This is a genomic window from Pantoea allii, assembly GCF_046529425.1.
In the GTDB taxonomy this organism is placed as follows: Bacteria; Pseudomonadota; Gammaproteobacteria; order Enterobacterales; family Enterobacteriaceae; genus Pantoea; species Pantoea allii.
In genome coordinates this window covers 3,895,918-3,913,087 of record NZ_CP125958.1, presented here as the reverse complement: position 1 = coordinate 3,913,087, position 17,170 = coordinate 3,895,918, and the positions used below count along the sequence as shown (strand labels likewise).

Genomic DNA, 17,170 nt, shown 5'->3' with positions numbered 1-17,170 from the left:
TGCCGCCTGTTCGGTAGCGATCAGAAATCGTAGCCGACAGTGGCAACGACGGTCCGTTCTGCGCCCCAGTAGCAGAAACCGGTGCCGTAGCAGGCGGACACATAGTCGCGGTCGGTCAGGTTATTGGCGTTAACCTGCACAAAAGCCCCTTTCAGGCTGCTGTTCCAGGCGCCTAAATCGGCACGTACCGAGGCATCAAACAGCGTGGCAGACGGCAGACGGGTAGTATTTTCATTGTCTGCCCACTGCCGACCAATGTAACGCACGCCTGCACCGATGCTGATCCCGGCGTCGAACTGGTATTTCGCCCACGCGGAAGCCATCGAATCAGGCGTGACGTAAGGCGTATGACCGTTATTACCGTCGATGGAATCTTTAAAGCGCACGTGGTTGAGCGTAAAGCTCGCCAGCGTGCTCAGTCGCGGGGTTAACTGATTATGTGCTTCCAGCTCAAGCCCCTGCGAGTGCACTTTCCCGGCCGGTTCATAATAGGACCCTACCACCACACGATTGCCGACGTCATTTTGGGTCAGATCGTAGATCGCCGCCGAGTAGAGATCGGACGTGCCCACCGGCTGGTATTTAATGCCGGTCTCGTACTGTTCCGAGGTCGTGGGTTTCAGCAGATTGCCATCCTGTCCGGAAAGGGACTGCGGCGTAATGGCCTGGCTGTAGCTGACGTACGGAGAGATACCGTTATCGAATGCATACAGCAGCGCCGCGCGACCGCTCACGTGATCGTCCTGACGACGATACTGCGTATCGCTGCTGTACTGTCTGTTTTCAGAGACGATCCGATCGTAGCGGCCGGAAAGATCCAGATGCCACTTGTCCCATTTCATCTCATCCTGCAGGTACATACCGGTTTGATAGTAGCGGCGCTGCGAGTTCTGGAACACGTAAGCCGGATTCGGTCCCACGGCCTGGCCTGTCAGCGCATTGAGCTGGCTGGCTAAACCACTGGCATCGCGCAAATCGTTGGTGTACTGATGATATTCCGCGCCCAGCACCACCTTATGATCCACCGGGCCCGTATCAAAATCGGCTTCCAGTTGATTATCGATCGCGTACGCCTGCAGTGAGGAACGTGAACCGGAGTAGTAGCGGTTGAGCAGTTCAGACTGAGGGGAATCCCAGCCAGCCTGATAAACCTGATCCAAATCCACATTGGAATGGGAGTAGCTGGCGTTGGAACGGAAGGCCCAGGTTTCGTTAAAGCGGTGAGCGAACTCCGCGCTGTAAATTTGCTCACGACGTTTGAACTGATCCAGCGTGCTGTCGCCGTCATAAAAACCGGTACTGAGCTTACGTCCGTTATGCTCGGTGATGCTGCCGTCACCCGGCACGGCGCTGTGGTAGCCACCGGAAGGATCTTTTTGCAGATAGGCGCGTAACAGCAGTGAGGTATCCTCATCCGGCTGCCACAGCAGCGAGGGTGAAATCGCATATTTTTCTTCGCGGGTATGATCGTACTGCGTATCACTGTTGCGCGTGATGCCGGTCAGACGAAAAGCCCACTGATCGTTAATCGCATTGGTGTAATCAAATGCGGCGCTGTTGGTGTTGTGAGTGCCGGTGGACAGGCGGAAGTGACCAGCGGGGGCATACTGTGGACGCTTAGACGTCTCCATGACTAAGCCACCCGGTACGGTTTGCCCGTACAGGGCGGAAGAAGGCCCTTTGATCACATCAATGCGTTCGAGGAACCAGGGATCAACCTGCAGCACGTTGTAGCTGCCGGGATCGCTCATCAGGCGCAGGCCGTCGAGGAAAATATTATCCACATCGCCGCCGTGGAAACCGCGCAGCGACATCGTATCGTAGCGGGTGGCCGCGCCGGCGAAGTTCGTAAAGGCGCCCGCGGTATAGTTCAGCGCCTGATTCACATCCATTGCGCCCTGATCGTCCATCTGCTGGCGCGTCACCACCGACACCGACTGACCGGTGGTGATCAGCGGGCGATCGGTCTTGGTCGCGCCTTTGCTGACGGTCGCCGTATAGCCTTCTGTTGGGGTTGTCGACGTTTCTTCAGGCTTTGCCGTCACCACCAGCGTGTTGGCGGCAAACGTGACTGCCGGTGTGGCAATGGCGATGGAACACAGCAACGCTAACCGTTTCGGGCCGAAAGGCATTCTCATTGTTTATCCCTTACAAAAGGTAAATACCCTGCTCCTGTCAGAGGAAAGGAGCGTAAATTTTGATTACGATCAGATAATGCGCATTGAATGCAAATGAGAATTATTGCCTTTACTGTTAATGATTACAAGACGTGTTCACCGTTATGGCTGAAGAAATTGCAGGCAGAAGGAAAACGGCGTGGATGGCGGGTGGGCTCAGGTCGATTTCAGCGGGGGGAAATGGCGGCTCGTGCGGCACTCGCCAGGTAAACAAGATGGGCAGGTCAGCAAGCATTTCTGACCTGCTACGTGGCTGTTATCTCAGATCGCGACCAGGCTCCGCACGTTATCCGTTTCCATATCGTCACCCCGACCGCGCTGAATAATTTCGCCGCGTGACATGACCAGGTAGCTGTCGGCTAACTCAGCGGCAAAATCATAGAATTGTTCGACCAGCAGAATCGCCATATCGCCGCGTTGCGCCAACTGACGGATCACCATGCCAATCTCTTTGATCACCGATGGCTGTATCCCTTCGGTGGGCTCGTCGAGGATCAGCAACTGCGGACGGCTTGCCAGCGCGCGTCCAATCGCCAGCTGTTGCTGTTGTCCCCCCGACAGGTCGCCGCCACGACGTGACTTCATGTCGAACAGCACGGGGAAAAGCTGATAAATCTCATCAGGAACCTGTTTCGCCCTGGCAGCGGGAAAGCGTGACAGCCCCATCAGCAGATTCTCCTCGACCGTCAGACGCGGAAAAATTTCGCGTCCCTGTGGGACGTAAGCGATGCCGGACTGCACGCGCTGATGAGGCTTTCGCGCGCCAATCGACTTGTCCTGCCAGCGTACCTCACCCGATTTGGCCGGAATCAACCCCATCAGGCATTTCAGCAGGGTGGTTTTTCCCACGCCGTTGCGGCCCAGCAGGCAGGTGATCTCACCGGTCTTAACCTCAAAGGACAGGCCACGTAGAATATGGCTGCCGCCGTAATATTGATGCAGTTCCGATACCTGTAACATTTAGCGCCCCAAATAAACGTCGATGACCTGCTCATTGGCCTGAACGTCGCGCAGCGACCCTTCCGCCAGCACCTTACCTTGATGCAAAACCGTCACGTGGTCGGCAATGGTTTCCACAAAGCCCATATCGTGCTCAACCACCATCAGTGAGTGTTTCCCTGCCAGACCACGGAACAGCTCGGCGGTATAGTCGGTTTCCGCATCGGTCATGCCCGCGGCGGGCTCATCCAGCAGAAGCAGGTGCGGTTCCTGTACCAGTAGCATGCCGATCTCCAGAAACTGTTTTTGCCCGTGTGACAACAAGCCCGCCTGGCGCTGGCGCGAATCGGTGAGCCGCAGCAGGAGCAGGACCTCGTCAATGCGATCCCGCTGTTCGCTGTTAAGCCGTGCACGCAGGCTGGCCCAGACAGTTTTGCTGGTTTTCAGGGCAAGTTCCAGATTTTCAAACACCGTCAGGGCTTCAAACACCGTGGGCTTCTGAAACTTGCGTCCGATACCACAGCGGGCAATTTCCACAGGTGACTGTGCCGTGAGATCGTGATCCTGATCGTAAATGACCCGGCCTTTATCTGGCCGTGTTTTGCCAGTAATCACGTCCATCAGCGTGGTTTTCCCTGCCCCGTTGGGGCCAATCACGCAGCGCAGTTCACCAACGCCGATCGCTAAGGAAAGATCGGTCAGCGCGCGAAAGCCATCAAAGGAGACGGTGACCTGTTCCAGTTGCAACACCGGATCGCGCTGAACACGATGGCGATCCGAAGGAAACGATTGGGTAAACGGGTGCTCAGTCATGTTTTCTCCGACGCAGCAGGCCAATCACACCACGCGGCAGAAACAGCGTGACCAGGATAAACATCATTCCCAGGAAGAACAGCCAGTATTCTGGAAAGGCGACGGTGAAAACGCTTTTCGCGCCGTTAACAATCGCGGCGCCAAGCAGTGGGCCAATTAAGGTGCCACGCCCGCCCAGTGCGACCCAGATGGCGGCTTCGATGGAGTTGGTCGGGGACATTTCACCGGGGTTGATAATGCCGACCTGCGGCACATAGAGCGCGCCCGCCACACCGCACAACACGGCGGACAGCGTCCAGACAAACAGCTTAAAGCCGCGGGGATCGTAACCGCAGAACATCAGACGGTTTTCCGCGTCGCGAACCGCAGTCAGCACCCGACCAAATTTACTGCGAGCCAGGGCAAAACCCAGGCCCAAACTGACCAACAGCAGCATAACGGTGGCGATAAACAGCCCGATGCGCGTGCCGGTGGCGGTGACGTTAAAGCCGAGCAGGGTGGTGAAACCGGTAAAGCCGTTGTTGCCCCCAAAGCCGGTCTCGTTGCGGAAAAACAGCAGCATACCGGCATAGGTCAGCGCCTGGGTCATGATCGAGAAATAAACCCCTTTGATTTTCGAACGGAAGGCGAAAAAACCAAACACCAGCGCCAGCAGGCCGGGCACCAGCACAATCAGGCACAGCGCCCAGGCAAAATGCTGGGTGCCCGCCCAAAACCACGGCAGGCGATCCCAGGAGAGAAAAGCCATAAAGGCCGGTACGCCGTCGCCCGCCGCCTGACGCATCAGGTACATGCCCATCGCATAACCGCCCAGCGCAAAAAACAGACCGTGCCCCAGAGAGAGTAAACCGGCATAGCCCCAGACCAGATCCAGCGCCACCGCGATGACGGCATAGCACAGGATTTTCCCCACCAGCGTTAAGGTATAGGTCGATATCGCCAACGGATGGGCGGCAGGCAGCAGCGCCAGAAACGGCATCATCAGTAGCATCAGCGTAACCAGTGCGCCAATACACAGCGTCAGGCGCGGGGCCTGGCGAGTCAGACGTAAGGTGATCGGTTGCGTCATTAGTCAGTCACCCTTCCTTTCACCGCAAACAGCCCCTGCGGACGTTTTTGAATAAACAGCACGATCATGACCAGAATCAGGATCTTCCCCAGCACCGCGCCGATTTGCGGCTCCAGCACTTTATTGAGAATGCCCAGCCCCAGCGCCGCCACGACGGTTCCGGCCAGTTGACCGACCCCGCCGAGCACCACCACCAGGAAGGAGTCAATAATGTAGCCCTGACCGAGTTCCGGGCCGACATTACCCAACTGGGACAGGGCCACGCCGCCCAGCCCGGCAATGCCGGAGCCCAGGCCAAAAGCCAGCATGTCCACGCGTCCCGTCGGTACGCCGCAGCAGTCGGCCATGGCCCGATTTTGTGTTACCGCGCGCACGTTCATTCCCAGGCGCGTGCGGTTCAGCAGCAGCCAGGTCAGCATCAGCACAAACACCACGAACAGAATGACCGCGATGCGGTTCCAGGGCAGGACCAGGTTAGGCAGCACTTGCAAACCGCCAGACAGCCAGGTGGGGTTAGCGACCTCGAGGTTCTGCGCGCCAAACAGCATTCGCACCAGCTGAATCAGCATCAGGCTGATGCCCCAGGTGGCGAGCAGCGTTTCCAGCGGGCGGCCATAAAGATGGCGGATAATGGTGCGTTCCAGCGCCATACCGATAGCGGCGGTCATCAAAAAGGCCACCGGCAGCGCCAGCAGCGGATACCAGTCGATGTAGTGCGGCGCGAACTGCTGAAACAGGTTTTGCACCATCCAGGTGGCGTAGGCACCCAGCATCAACATTTCCCCGTGCGCCATATTGATCACCCCCAGCAGACCGTAGGTGATTGCCAGACCCAGCGCGGCAAGCAGCAGTATCGAACCCAGCGATAAGCCGCTAAACGCCTGACCCAGCAGATCGCCCCACATCAGGCGACTTTTGATCTGTTTCAGGCTGTCTGCCGCCGCTTCACGGACGGTTTCATCGGGTTCCGCTGTGGGCTGCGTCAGCCGTTGCAGGCTGGCCTGGGTATTGGGATCGCTGGACTCGCCCAACAGTTTTACCGCCCGCAGCCGAACCATGGGCTGAGAGCTGGTCAGTTGCAGGTTGGCTGCTGCCATTGCCAGCGCGGCGTGCACTTGCGCATCCTTTTCGACGCTCAGGCGCTGCGTAATCAGCGGAAGCAGATCGCTGGCCGCATCATTTTGTAACTGCTGAGCCGCGCTCAGGCGCACGCTGGCATCATTGCTCACCAGTTGATGTGCGGCGAGGGCACTGGCAACCAGCACGCGCAGCCGGTTGTTCATAAACAGTTTTTTCACTTCACCCGTCGGCTGCAGGGCGGCATCCAGCGGCAGCAACCTGCTATCGGTTTTACTGAAGGGATGGCGATCCTGATCCGTGACCACGGTTTCGGCTTTCAGCGCCTGAAGCAGCGGTAGGCGACTGGCATCCGGCGCAGCCGCCCACTGTTGCAGCAATGCCGCCTGCTGGGTTCGGCTGGCCGCAGCGAAGTCGGCTGCCGGTCCGGCGCTGGCAAACAGCGGCAGGAGCAGCAAAAAACTAAAGAAACACAGGCGAAGCGTCATGAGTGAGCCTCATTGAATAAGCGAGCATGGAAAGTCCTTTTTGCCGCCCTTATTCCGGGACAAGGGCGGCACCTGTTTTACTGGGATGTTTTCACAGGGTGGTCGGGTTTTTTGTCATTACCGGGGATATACGGGCTCCAGGGTTGGGCGCGTACCGGTTTGTCGGTCTGCCAGACCACGTTGAACTGACCGTTCTCTTCCACTTCGCCAATCATCACGGGTTTATGCAGATGGTGGTTGGTCTGGTCCATCGTCAGGGTAAAGCCATCCGGCGCTTTAAAGGTCTGACCGGCCATGGCGGCACGCACCTTATCCACATCGGTGGTGCCCGCTTTTTCTACCGCCTGCGCCCACATGTGAATGCCAACGTAGGTGGCTTCCATCGGATCGTTGGTGACAACGCTGTTGGCGTTGGGCAGGTTATGGGCTTTGGCATAAGCACGATAATCGGCGACGAATTTGGCGTTGGTGGGGTTATCCAGCGACTCAAAGTAGTTCCATGCGGCGAGCTGACCGACTAAAGGTTTAGTATCAATCCCCCGGAGTTCTTCTTCGCCCACAGAGAACGCCACTACCGGAATATCGGTGGCTTTGATGCCCTGATTAGCCAGCTCTTTGTAGAACGGCACGTTGGAGTCGCCATTGATGGTGGAGACCACCGCCGTTTTCCCGCCGGCGGCAAACTTTTTGATATTCGACACGATGGTCTGGTAATCGCTGTAGCCAAACGGCGTGTAGACCTCTTCGATGTCTTTATCCTGTACGCCCTTGGCATGCAGGAAGGCGCGCAAAATCTTATTGGTGGTGCGGGGATAAACATAATCTGTTCCCAGCAGGAAGAAGCGTTTGGCACTGCCGCCATCTTCGCTCATCAGGTATTCCACTGCAGGAATGGCCTGCTGGTTAGGCGCTGCCCCGGTATAGAAAACGTTGGGGGACATCTCTTCGCCTTCATATTGCACCGGGTAGAAGAGCAGGCCGTTGAGTTCTTCAAAGACGGGCAGCACGGATTTTCGCGATACTGATGTCCAGCAGCCGAAAACGACGGCCGCTTTATCCTGGGTCAGTAGCTGACGCGCTTTTTCTGCAAACAGCGGCCAGTTTGATGCCGGGTCCACCACCACCGGTTCGAGCTTTTTACCCAGCACGCCGCCTTTTGCATTGATTTCATCAATGGTCATCAGGGCCACATCTTTCAGCGGCGTTTCGGAAATCGCCATGGTGCCGGAAAGCGAGTGCATAATGCCCACTTTAATCGTGTCAGCCGCCTGAGCACTCCATGAGAATCCCATACCTGCGACGGTAGCGGAGAGCGCAAAAGCCTTAAGCAATGAACGTCTTTTCATCAATGTTAAACCCCTGGTTAGATGGATACGTTATTCGATGGGTTGGAGCCTGGCCTGCTGTAACATATGGATTGTGATTTTTCTGACCTCTGCCTTACTGGCGGCAATGTGCCCACTCAGCATCTGCTGGGCTTCACCGGTTTGCTGCAATAAAATGGCCTGTAAAATTTGCGCGTGCTCGCGATACGTCGCCGCGATCCGGTCTTCGCGGGTAAAATCGAGACGTCGGATAATGCGGATCTTCTCGGTCAGTTCGGCGTGGATACGCGCGATTTCACTGTTGCCAGCGGCGGCAACCAGCGTCATATGAAAGGCTTCATCGTGCTGGGACACCTTCTTGCCCTCATCCAGACGGGCGGCCTCACACCAGAACTGATAAAGCTCGCGCAGCCGGGCGGCGCACTGCGCCGAGGGCAGCTCACACAGGCGCTTCACGGCTTCGCACTCCAGCACCGTTCGCAGGTCGTACAGCTCCTCGAAATAGGCGAAATCAAAGGTTTTTACCTGCCATCCGCTGCGAAACCAGACGTCGACATAGCCTTCACGCTCCAGCCAGAACAGCGCCTGGCGCACCGGCGTGCGGCTGACCGCCATACGTTCAGCGATTTCACTTTCGCTGAAGCGGTCACCGGGCATCAGGCGAAATTCAAAAATGTCGTTTTTCAGTGTCTGATAAACGCGTTCCGCCAGCGCTTCCGGGCGACCTTTATGACGAGGGGATCGGGTTGTCATCGGCTCTCCTTATTCCAGCCACAGCAGCGAATCGCCGGGATTGACGGCGCGGCCTGCCTGGCAGTCGACGCGTTTCACCCGACCCGCCGTCGGGGCGACAATCGCCAGCTCCATTTTCATCGCTTCAACAATCACCAGCGTTTGACCGGCGCTGACGTCGTCACCGGGCTGTACCAGGACTTTCCAGATGTTGCCGTTCATATCCGCCTGTACGGACAGGGCACTGTCGTCCTCCACGGCGGCATCCGGTGCAGTATCAGAAGGGGACGCGACCTCCTGTTCCTCCTGCGACCACAGCGTGACCTCCTGGTCGAAAGCCGCTGCCTGGCGTTGGCGGAAATCCGCGATATCTTCAGCGTTATCTGTCAGAAACTGCTGGTGGGCGGCAAAATCAAATTCAGTTTCTTCAATACGAAGCGTGGCGCGACCTTCGCGGAAATCGTCACGCATCTGCGTTAACGCCTCTTCCGTCACCGGATAGAAGCGCACCTGATCGAAGAAGCGCAGCAGCCACGGCTCACCGGCGCTGAACTGCGGGTTTTTCAGGAAGGTGTTCCAGATGGGTAAGGTGCGACCGACCAGTTGGTAGCCGCCGGGCGAATCCATGCCGTAAATGCACATATACATACCGCCGATGCCGACGGTGCCTTCTGCCGTAAATGTACGGGCTGGGCTGTATTTGGAACTCAGCAGGCGATGGCGCGGATCGACAGGCACGGCGCAGGGCGCGCCGAGGTACACATCGCCCAGCCCCAGAATCAGGTAACTGGCGTCAAAAAGCGTTTCACGCACCTGTTCGCGGTGGGGTAATCCATTGATACGTTGAATAAAGTCGACGTTGTTTGGCAGCCAGGGCGCACTGGCCCGCACGGTTTCTTTATAGCGCTCAACGGCCCCGAGCGTGGCGCTGTCTTCAAATGCCATCGGCAGCCAGACGATGCGTGACGGGACTTTCAGTTGGCTCACATCCCCAAGGAGGGCTTCACGTTCCAGTAACTCGGCCATCAACTGCGACTGGCTCAAGACCAGGCTGTCATAGCGAATTTGTAGCGAGCGCACGCCGGGAGAGAGCTCTTCAATACCGGCAACGGGCCGGTCACGTAGCGCTTCCATTAACAAATGCACGCGCAGGCGCAACGCCAGATCGAGGACGTTATCGCCATATTCGATCAGGATGTACTTATCGCCAGCCTGGCGATAGACCGCCTGTGGAGAGGTCTCCGTGGCCGCAACGGCGGCAAGCAGCGTGCCGGAACCAAAGCGGTTTTCGGCCAGTGAGGGCACGGGAAAGGCTGGCGCAGGCTGGGGGCGCAGTGTGGCAATTGCCTGCCTCTGGACGTTTTCCAGCGCGGTGGCTTCTTCAACGCTGATGGGGTGAAAACGAATACTGTCGCCGGGTTTGACCTGACCCACTTTCCACAGCTCGGCTTTCGCTATCGTCACCGGGCAGACAAAGCCGCCAAGGCTTGGGCCGTCATGGGTCAGAATCACCGGAAAGTCGCCGGTAAAGTTGATCGCGCCAATGGCGTACTCACAGTCATGCACGTTAGACGGATGCAGGCCGGCCTCACCACCGTTGGCGCGTGCCCAACTGGGTTTTGGCCCGACCAGGCGTACGCCAAGACGGTTGGAGTTGTAGTGAACCTGCCAGTCGCTGGCAAAGAAGTCATCGATGGCCGCCTGAGTAAAGAAGTCAGGTGCGCCGTGCGGCCCGTACAGCACGCCAATGCGCCATTCGTTGGTATAATCCGGTATCAGCGCCGGGCTGAGTGCCTGAGGTGCGCTGACTGGCGCTGGCGTGGTACAGGCCGCCAGCAATGGCTGGGAAACCGGTAGCATATCGGCGACCCGCAGCGTCCGCCCCGCGTGCCCGCCAAACTGCCCGAGCGAGAAGGTGGCGCGGCTGCCAAGGTATTCCGGCACATCAAAACCGTTACGAATGGCCAGATAACAGCGACAGCCGCGCTGAGCGCGTCCCAGCGTGAGCGTTTGTCCTGCCCTGACCGTAACAGGCTGCCAGTTAGCGACGGGTTCACCGTCCAGCGTGGCGGCACAGTCAGCACCGGCTAGGGCAATCGTCGCCGCGCAATGGAAACGCAGCGTCGGGCCTTGTAAGGTAAATTCCAGCCCGGCAGCGGCCTCGTGATTGCCGACGATGCGGTTGGCCAGGCGAAAAGCATAGTCATCCATCGGGCCTGACGGCGGCACACCGATATCCCAGTAGCCAAGGCGGCCTGGTACATCCTGCACGGAGCTAAAGGTGCCGGGCTGCAGGACTTCAACCACAGCTGCCGACGGCGTGAAATTATCCAGAAAACGTGTCCAGACCTTGCCAGTGCGAAACGCGTCGGTGGCGACAATCTGTCGCAGGTAGTCAAGATTGGTGGCGATGCCGTGCAACTGGGTGGCATCCAGTGCGGCTTGCAGTTTGGCCAGCGCGGCGTCACGGGTTTCGGCGTGTACGATCAGTTTGGCAATCATCGGATCGTAGTAGCTTGAAACCTCGCTACCGGTGCCGATCCCGCTATCGACGCGCACATCGTCGGGAAAGCTGACCTGGGTTAACACGCCAGGGCTGGGCTGAAAGTTTTTGAGCGGATCTTCGGCGTATAACCGAACTTCAATCGAGGCACCCTGAGGTGCCTGCTGCAGGCGTGGCCAGTCGATCGCGTCATCGGCCGCGACGCGCAACATGCACTCCACCAGGTCAAGACCGGTGACGCATTCGGTGACCGGATGCTCAACCTGCAGGCGAGTGTTCACTTCCAGGAAATAGAAGGCGTCCTGTTGTGCATCGTAAATGTACTCGACGGTTCCCGCGCTGCGGTAATTGACCACCTCGCCCAGCCGCACCGCTGAGGCCAGCAGCGCATCACGGGTTGCGGCGGGTAAACAGGGCGCGGGCGTTTCTTCTACCACTTTTTGGTTGCGACGTTGCAGTGAGCAGTCGCGCTCACCCAGGGCGACCACGGTACCCTTGCCATCACCGAAGATCTGCACTTCAACGTGACGGGCATGATCGATGCAGCGTTCAAGAAATACGCCTGCATCGCTGAAGAACTGTTCGCCAAGCCGACGGACGCTTTCCCAGGCCTGACGCAGCGCATCGGCGTCGGCACAGCGTGTCAGCCCAATCCCACCGCCACCGGCAGTGCTTTTTAACATCACCGGATAACCGATGTTATCTGCGGCGGCCAGGGCGTCATCCAGTGAGTCGAGCAGCGCCGTACCCGGCGTCATAGGCACTCCGGCGCGCGCTGCCAGCTCACGCGCGCGATGTTTTAGGCCAAACTCACCAATTTGCTGCGCGGTCGGTCCAACAAACACGATACCGGCCTGCTCACAGGCGGCCGCAAACGGCAGACTTTCAGAGAGAAAGCCGTAACCCGGCCAGACAGCCTGCGCCCCGCTTTCCTGCGCGGCGGCCAGAATCTTATCAATGCGCAGATAGCTGTCGCTGGCTTTGTCACCGCCCAGACCGATGGCGATATCGGCATCTTTAACATGTTGCGCGTTGCGGTCGGCATCGGAAAAGACCGCGACGCTTGTGATGCCCAGACGTTTCAGGGTACGGATAGCGCGGCAGGCAATTTCGCCACGGTTGGCAATCAGGACGGTGCTGAACATGATTTATTGACTCTCCAGAGAGGCGAGCCAGTGACGCCAGCCGCCGAATTCGGTGATCTCCAGCGCGTGTGTGAGCGCGGAACCTTCACAAATAAAGCCTTTCACCACGCGACCATCGGCGAGCGTCAGGCTGCCAATGCCTAATGGCGCTGGGATCTCGGCCACGAACTCGCCAAAGCGCGCCAGTGGGATATCCCACAACTCGACGGTGATGGCTGCGCCTTGTTCCGCTCGCATCAGACCGGGTTTTTTGATAGGGCCATCCAACAGGGCAAACAGGCGATACTGCGTAGCGGTCTGCGTCTCTTCTACCCAGACTGCCTGGCGTTGCGTGAGCTGAAAGTTAAGTGGCATGCCGGTCAGGTGCGCGCCCACCACCGCAATGCGAACGTGGTCGCTGGAAAGGGGAAGTGGTGCAGGCGCAGCAGGTTGGGCTCTGCCTGTCGCCCCCAGCGGCAGGGCGATAGCCTGCTGCCAGCGCAGGCCAAACTGCGCCAGGGCGCGGTCATGCCAGGCGGGAGCAATGAGGGTAATACCTGCTGGCAGGTCATCGTTTCTGAAAGGGGCGGGCAGTGACAGCGCCGCGAGATCGGCCAGATTAGTGAAGTTGGTGTACGTCCCAAAATGCGAGTTATAAAGCACCGGCTCTTGCTGCATCTCCTCCAGGGTGTAAATCGTGGGGGAGGTGGGCACAACCAGCGCATCAAACTGCGCCAGAACCTGCTGGATATGGCGGGTCAAATCGGCGCGCAGGTATTCGGCCTGATAGGCGTCGACCGCGCTGTATTTCAGGCCATTGGAGACAATGCCGTGCACCACAGGGTCCATCTTCTCGGGCCGGGCAAGCATCTCACCCACGGCGGCGGTACGCTCGGCCACCCAGGGGCCATGGTAAAGCTGTTCAGCAAGTCGGCTGAAAGGCGTGAAATCAATGGGATGCAGCGTTGCGCCGCTCTCCTGTAGTGCGGCCAGCGCCGCATCCCATGCCGCTTCGGCAGCCGCATCATCAAAAAACGGCGGTGAAGCAGGAATGGCGAAATCAGGATGGGTTTTCATGCCGGCGGGGGCCGTGCGTGGGCTAACGCGGGAGTAAGCGTCCTGCGCATCGTATCCACCTGCCAGGCTGGCCACGGTAAAGGCTTCTTCTACCCTCAGTGCAAACACCGAGATCGTGTCATTCAGGCGGCAGGCAGGGACGACGCCGCGAGCGGACAGCCAGCCTTTGGTGGGTTTCAGGCCGACAATGTTGTTGAATCCTGCCGGTACCCGGCCTGAACCCGCGGTATCGGTACCCAGTGAGAATGCCACCAGGCCCCGTGCCAGCACCGAGGCAGAGCCGGAACTCGAACCGCCACTGACAAAATCCGGGTCAAAGGTATTACATACCGCGCCGTAGGGTGAACGTGTGCCGACCAGGCCGGTAGCAAACTGGTCGAGGTTGGTTTTTCCCATCACCACCGCGCCCGCCGCTTTGAGTCGCGCCACCACAAATGCATCATCAACAGCGGTATAGCTGAAAGCAGGGCAGGCGGCGGTTGTCGGCCAGCCAGCCACGTCAATGTTGTCTTTCACTGCAAAGGGCACACCAAACAGTGGGAGCGAGTCCGGGTCCTGCTGGTAGCGCGCCAGGAGCGGCTCAGTTTGTGCTATTAACTGGGACGGCGTGGCAAGGTAGATCCAGGCATTATCTTTCGGGTCCAGCTCAGAAAGGTGGGCCGCCAGCAGCGTGTGGATCTGCTCAGGGTGCTGCTGAGCGCGTTGCTGCCACTCTTTTAGGGTTAAGCCAAATGTCGAAGCCATGCAATGAATTCCAACAGGTATACAAGATGGGATTCAACAAAGCAAAGCCTGTGCCAGAATTTTAATTATATGAATCAATAAGATAATTCAGCCATCCATAAGTATATGTGATGATAAAATGCACAGTTGTCGCGCAGGCATTGTGACATCGTGGTGCGTTGAACGTCTGCTAAGGTAAATTTTGTGAAGAACATGGCAAGAGTGGCTTCCCCTGGTTAGCATGAATAACGTCTGGCACGTAGCCAGCGCCCAGCAACAGAGGAGATTTACGTGGAGAAGTGGCGTAACTGGATGATAGGGATCTGCCTGGTCAGCACGGCAGGCAGCGCATGGGCTGATTCGCTTGATCAACAACGGCAACGATATCAACAGATTAAGCAGGCGTGGGACAGCAATCAAATGGCGACAGTCGAACAGCTGTTACCGACGCTGCAGGATTATCCGCTTTACCCGTATTTAGAATATCGTCTGCTGGCGCAGGATCTCGATCAGGAAACCAGCCTGGCGGTACAGAATTTCATTCAAAAGTATCCCACGTTACCGCCCGCCCGCTCGCTGAAAACGCGTTTTGTTAACGTACTGGCACATCGTCAGGACTGGCAAGGCGTGCTCAACTTCAGCCCCGATGAACCCACGCCGGTTCAGGCGCGCTGTAACTGGTACTATGCCAAATGGTCAACCGGTCAGCAGCAGGTCGCCTTTGACGGTGCAAAAGCGATTTGGCTGCGTGGTACGGCCCTGCCGAATGACTGTGACAAGTTATTTTCTGTCTGGCAGGCCAGCGGTCAGCTTTCTCCCATCACCATTCTTGAACGTATCCGTCTGGCGATGAAAGCGGGCAATGACAGCCTGGTCAGCTACCTGGCGAAAACGCTGCCCGCCGATTATAAGACGATATCGGATGCGTTGCTGGCGCTGCAAAAAGATCCCCAATCCGTTACAACCTTTGCCAACAGCGTCGGTGCGACCGATTTCACACGGCAGGCCACGATTTTTGCGTTCACCCGCGTCGCGCGTGCCGATATGGAAAATGCCCGTAGCATGATTCCGCAACTGGTGCGGGCGCAAAAAATGGGCCCCGAAGATGAGCAGGCGCTGAAAGAAATTGTGGTCTGGCGCATGATGGGGAGCGATTTGACGTCCGAGCAGGCGCGCTGGCGCGATGCGGTGGTGATGGACAGTGAGTCTACCGCGTTAATAGAGCGGCGGGTGCGCCTGGCGCTCACTGAAAACGATCGTCGTGGTCTGAACACCTGGATTGCTCGTCTGCCGGTTGAGGCAAAAGAGAAAGATGAGTGGCAATACTGGCAGGCCGATCTGCTTTATTCAAAAGATCGAAAAGAAGAAGCGGATGAAATACTGCATAAGCTGATGAAGTCACGCGGTTTTTATCCCATGGTCGCCGCGCAACGTTTGGGCGTGGAATATCCACTCCAGGTGGATGCCGCTCCAAAACCGGACAGTGCAACAATCCAGGGGCCGGAGTTGGCACGTGTGCGTGAGCTGATGTACTGGGGGATGGACAACCTGGCACGCAGCGAATGGGCTAACCTGATTGGCAGCAAAACCCATGTGCAGCAGCAGATGCTGGCGCGTTATGCCAGCGAGCAGGACTGGTGGGATCTGAGTGTACAGGCGACGATTACCGCGAAAATGTGGGACAGCCTGAAAGAACGTTTCCCGCTGGCATGGCAGGAGCTGTATAAGCAGAACACCCAGGGGAAAACCATTCCGCAAAGTTATGCCATGGCCATTTCCCGTCAGGAAAGTGCGTGGAACCCCAAAGCGCGTTCACCGGTGGGGGCCAGTGGGCTGATGCAGATTATGCCCGCGACAGCGACGCACACCGTGAAGATGTTCAACATACCCGGCTATGTCAATCCGTCTCAGCTGCTTGATCCGCAAACCAATATCCAGATCGGGACGCAGTATCTGGAGTATGTTTACCAGCAGTTTGATAAGAACCGGATTTTCTCGTCCGCGGCTTACAACGCCGGGCCGGGCCGGGTACGGACGTGGCAGGGCAGTACCGCAGGGAATCTGAGCGCGGTCGCCTTTATCGAAACCATTCCGTTTTCCGAAACCCGGGGTTACGTGAAGAACGTCCTGGCTTATGATGCCTACTACCGGTATTTCATGGGCCAGCCTGACAAGATCCTGTCAGATGCTGAGTGGAATCGCCGCTACTAGCTGTGTTAAGCTTCCGTACTCTTTAGCGAGTACGGAAGCCTTTCATGAATCAACCCTCTGTGCCATCCAACACTGAACCGGCTGCGGACGCTGACTGGCTGCGTTTTGTTGACCTGATGCATCAGGCTTTTGCGGACCATCACGCGCTGCCGCTGTTGCAACTGATGATGACGCCTGATGAGCGAGAGGCTTTTGGTACACGCTTGCGTATCATTGAATCCTTGCTGAATGGCGATATCAGCCAGCGTGAGTTGAAAAATGAACTGGGCGTGGGAATTGCCACGATAACCCGTGGTTCAAACAGCCTGAAAGAAGCCCCTCCAGAGCTGAAGCGCTGGCTGGAAGCGCAACTTCATCGCCGCTGATTATTGCTGATAGAACGGATGTGTGAGCGGGCAGAGCGCCAGAATCAAGGCCTGGTGGTAGACGCTGGTGCGGCTAAGCAGGCCATTGGTCAAGGTACCGATCGCGCCACCTTTGTGTTTAATGTTTTCGACCCCGGTCAGACGTGCCATTTCTTCGCCCAGTTCGCGACCTTCACGTAATCCGGCCATCACAACCGGCGGCAGGGTAAAACTGGCCGAACGCGACTCGCCACGCTGTTTCTGGTTTTCCACTACCATCCAGGCAAAGGCAGACTCTTCTTCAATACCGGCTTCAATCGCCACCCAGAAGTCGGCTTCCGGGCGAACCTGACGGGCATTCATGACACGCTGACGTGCGCCAGTTCGCGTTTCGTGATTGGTTAATGGCTGTGCGGCAACGCCGCTCTCGACCTCGACCCCTTCAATATGGCAGGATCCCTCGCCGAAAACGTCGTTGAATGCCTGAGCAATTGCACGAATCTTTGCTGGATTAATGGTAGCTGCGACAACATGGTACATAATCAATTGAACCCTCAGGTAATAAAGG

The 17,170-nt window shown here is 57.6% G+C and carries 12 protein-coding genes; 2 read left to right on the top strand and 10 right to left on the bottom strand.

Going from position 1 to position 17,170, the window contains the following annotated elements; genetic code table 11:
* Positions 1 to 20: 20 nt before the first annotated feature.
* From QNH99_RS18445 to atzF, 9 genes are all read right to left on the bottom strand, one after another.
* A complete protein-coding gene (locus tag QNH99_RS18445) occupies positions 21 to 2,138 on the bottom strand; it encodes a TonB-dependent siderophore receptor (RefSeq protein ID WP_410517029.1) in 2,118 nt (705 codons plus the stop codon).
* Positions 2,139 to 2,438: 300 nt separating this feature from the next.
* Entirely contained in the window at positions 2,439 to 3,137 is a 699-nt protein-coding gene (gene urtE, locus QNH99_RS18440; RefSeq protein ID WP_410517028.1) for an urea ABC transporter ATP-binding subunit UrtE, read from the bottom strand.
* A complete protein-coding gene (gene urtD, locus QNH99_RS18435; RefSeq protein ID WP_410517027.1) occupies positions 3,138 to 3,929 on the bottom strand; it encodes an urea ABC transporter ATP-binding protein UrtD in 792 nt (263 codons plus the stop codon).
* Positions 3,922 to 4,998: an urea ABC transporter permease subunit UrtC gene (urtC, locus tag QNH99_RS18430; protein ID WP_410517026.1), complete on the bottom strand. Its 1,077-nt coding sequence runs from the start codon at positions 4,996 to 4,998 to the stop codon at positions 3,922 to 3,924. The genes urtD and urtC overlap by 8 nt, the downstream gene beginning before the upstream one ends.
* Positions 4,998 to 6,563 carry an urea ABC transporter permease subunit UrtB gene (gene urtB, locus QNH99_RS18425; RefSeq protein ID WP_218994931.1) on the bottom strand — a complete coding sequence of 522 codons (1,566 nt, stop codon included), beginning with the start codon at positions 6,561 to 6,563 and terminating at the stop codon, positions 4,998 to 5,000. The genes urtC and urtB overlap by 1 nt, the downstream gene beginning before the upstream one ends.
* A 77-nt stretch (positions 6,564 to 6,640) precedes the next feature.
* Complete coding sequence (urtA, locus tag QNH99_RS18420) at positions 6,641 to 7,909, bottom strand: urea ABC transporter substrate-binding protein (RefSeq protein WP_410517025.1); 1,269 nt, start codon at positions 7,907 to 7,909, stop codon at positions 6,641 to 6,643.
* Positions 7,910 to 7,939: 30 nt separating this feature from the next.
* Complete coding sequence (locus QNH99_RS18415; protein WP_063878338.1) at positions 7,940 to 8,641, bottom strand: GntR family transcriptional regulator; 702 nt, start codon at positions 8,639 to 8,641, stop codon at positions 7,940 to 7,942.
* 9 nt (positions 8,642 to 8,650) lie between these two features.
* Entirely contained in the window at positions 8,651 to 12,268 is a 3,618-nt protein-coding gene (gene uca, locus QNH99_RS18410) for an urea carboxylase (protein ID WP_410517024.1), read from the bottom strand.
* A 3-nt stretch (positions 12,269 to 12,271) separates the two neighbouring features.
* Positions 12,272 to 14,068: an allophanate hydrolase gene (gene atzF / locus QNH99_RS18405; RefSeq protein WP_410517023.1), complete on the bottom strand. Its 1,797-nt coding sequence runs from the start codon at positions 14,066 to 14,068 to the stop codon at positions 12,272 to 12,274.
* 270 nt (positions 14,069 to 14,338) lie between these two features.
* On the opposite strand from atzF, the gene sltY reads away from it, so the two are divergent.
* Positions 14,339 to 16,258: a murein transglycosylase gene (sltY, locus tag QNH99_RS18400; protein ID WP_410517022.1), complete on the top strand. Its 1,920-nt coding sequence runs from the start codon at positions 14,339 to 14,341 to the stop codon at positions 16,256 to 16,258.
* A 44-nt stretch (positions 16,259 to 16,302) separates the two neighbouring features.
* On the top strand, positions 16,303 to 16,623 hold the full coding sequence (trpR, locus tag QNH99_RS18395; RefSeq protein WP_096010950.1) for a trp operon repressor: 321 nt from the start codon (positions 16,303 to 16,305) through the stop codon (positions 16,621 to 16,623).
* Here the strand turns inward: trpR and yjjX are convergent, their stop codons facing one another.
* A complete protein-coding gene (gene yjjX / locus QNH99_RS18390) occupies positions 16,624 to 17,142 on the bottom strand; it encodes an inosine/xanthosine triphosphatase (RefSeq protein ID WP_096010951.1) in 519 nt (172 codons plus the stop codon). It abuts the gene before it with no gap.
* Positions 17,143 to 17,170: the final 28 nt, after the last annotated feature.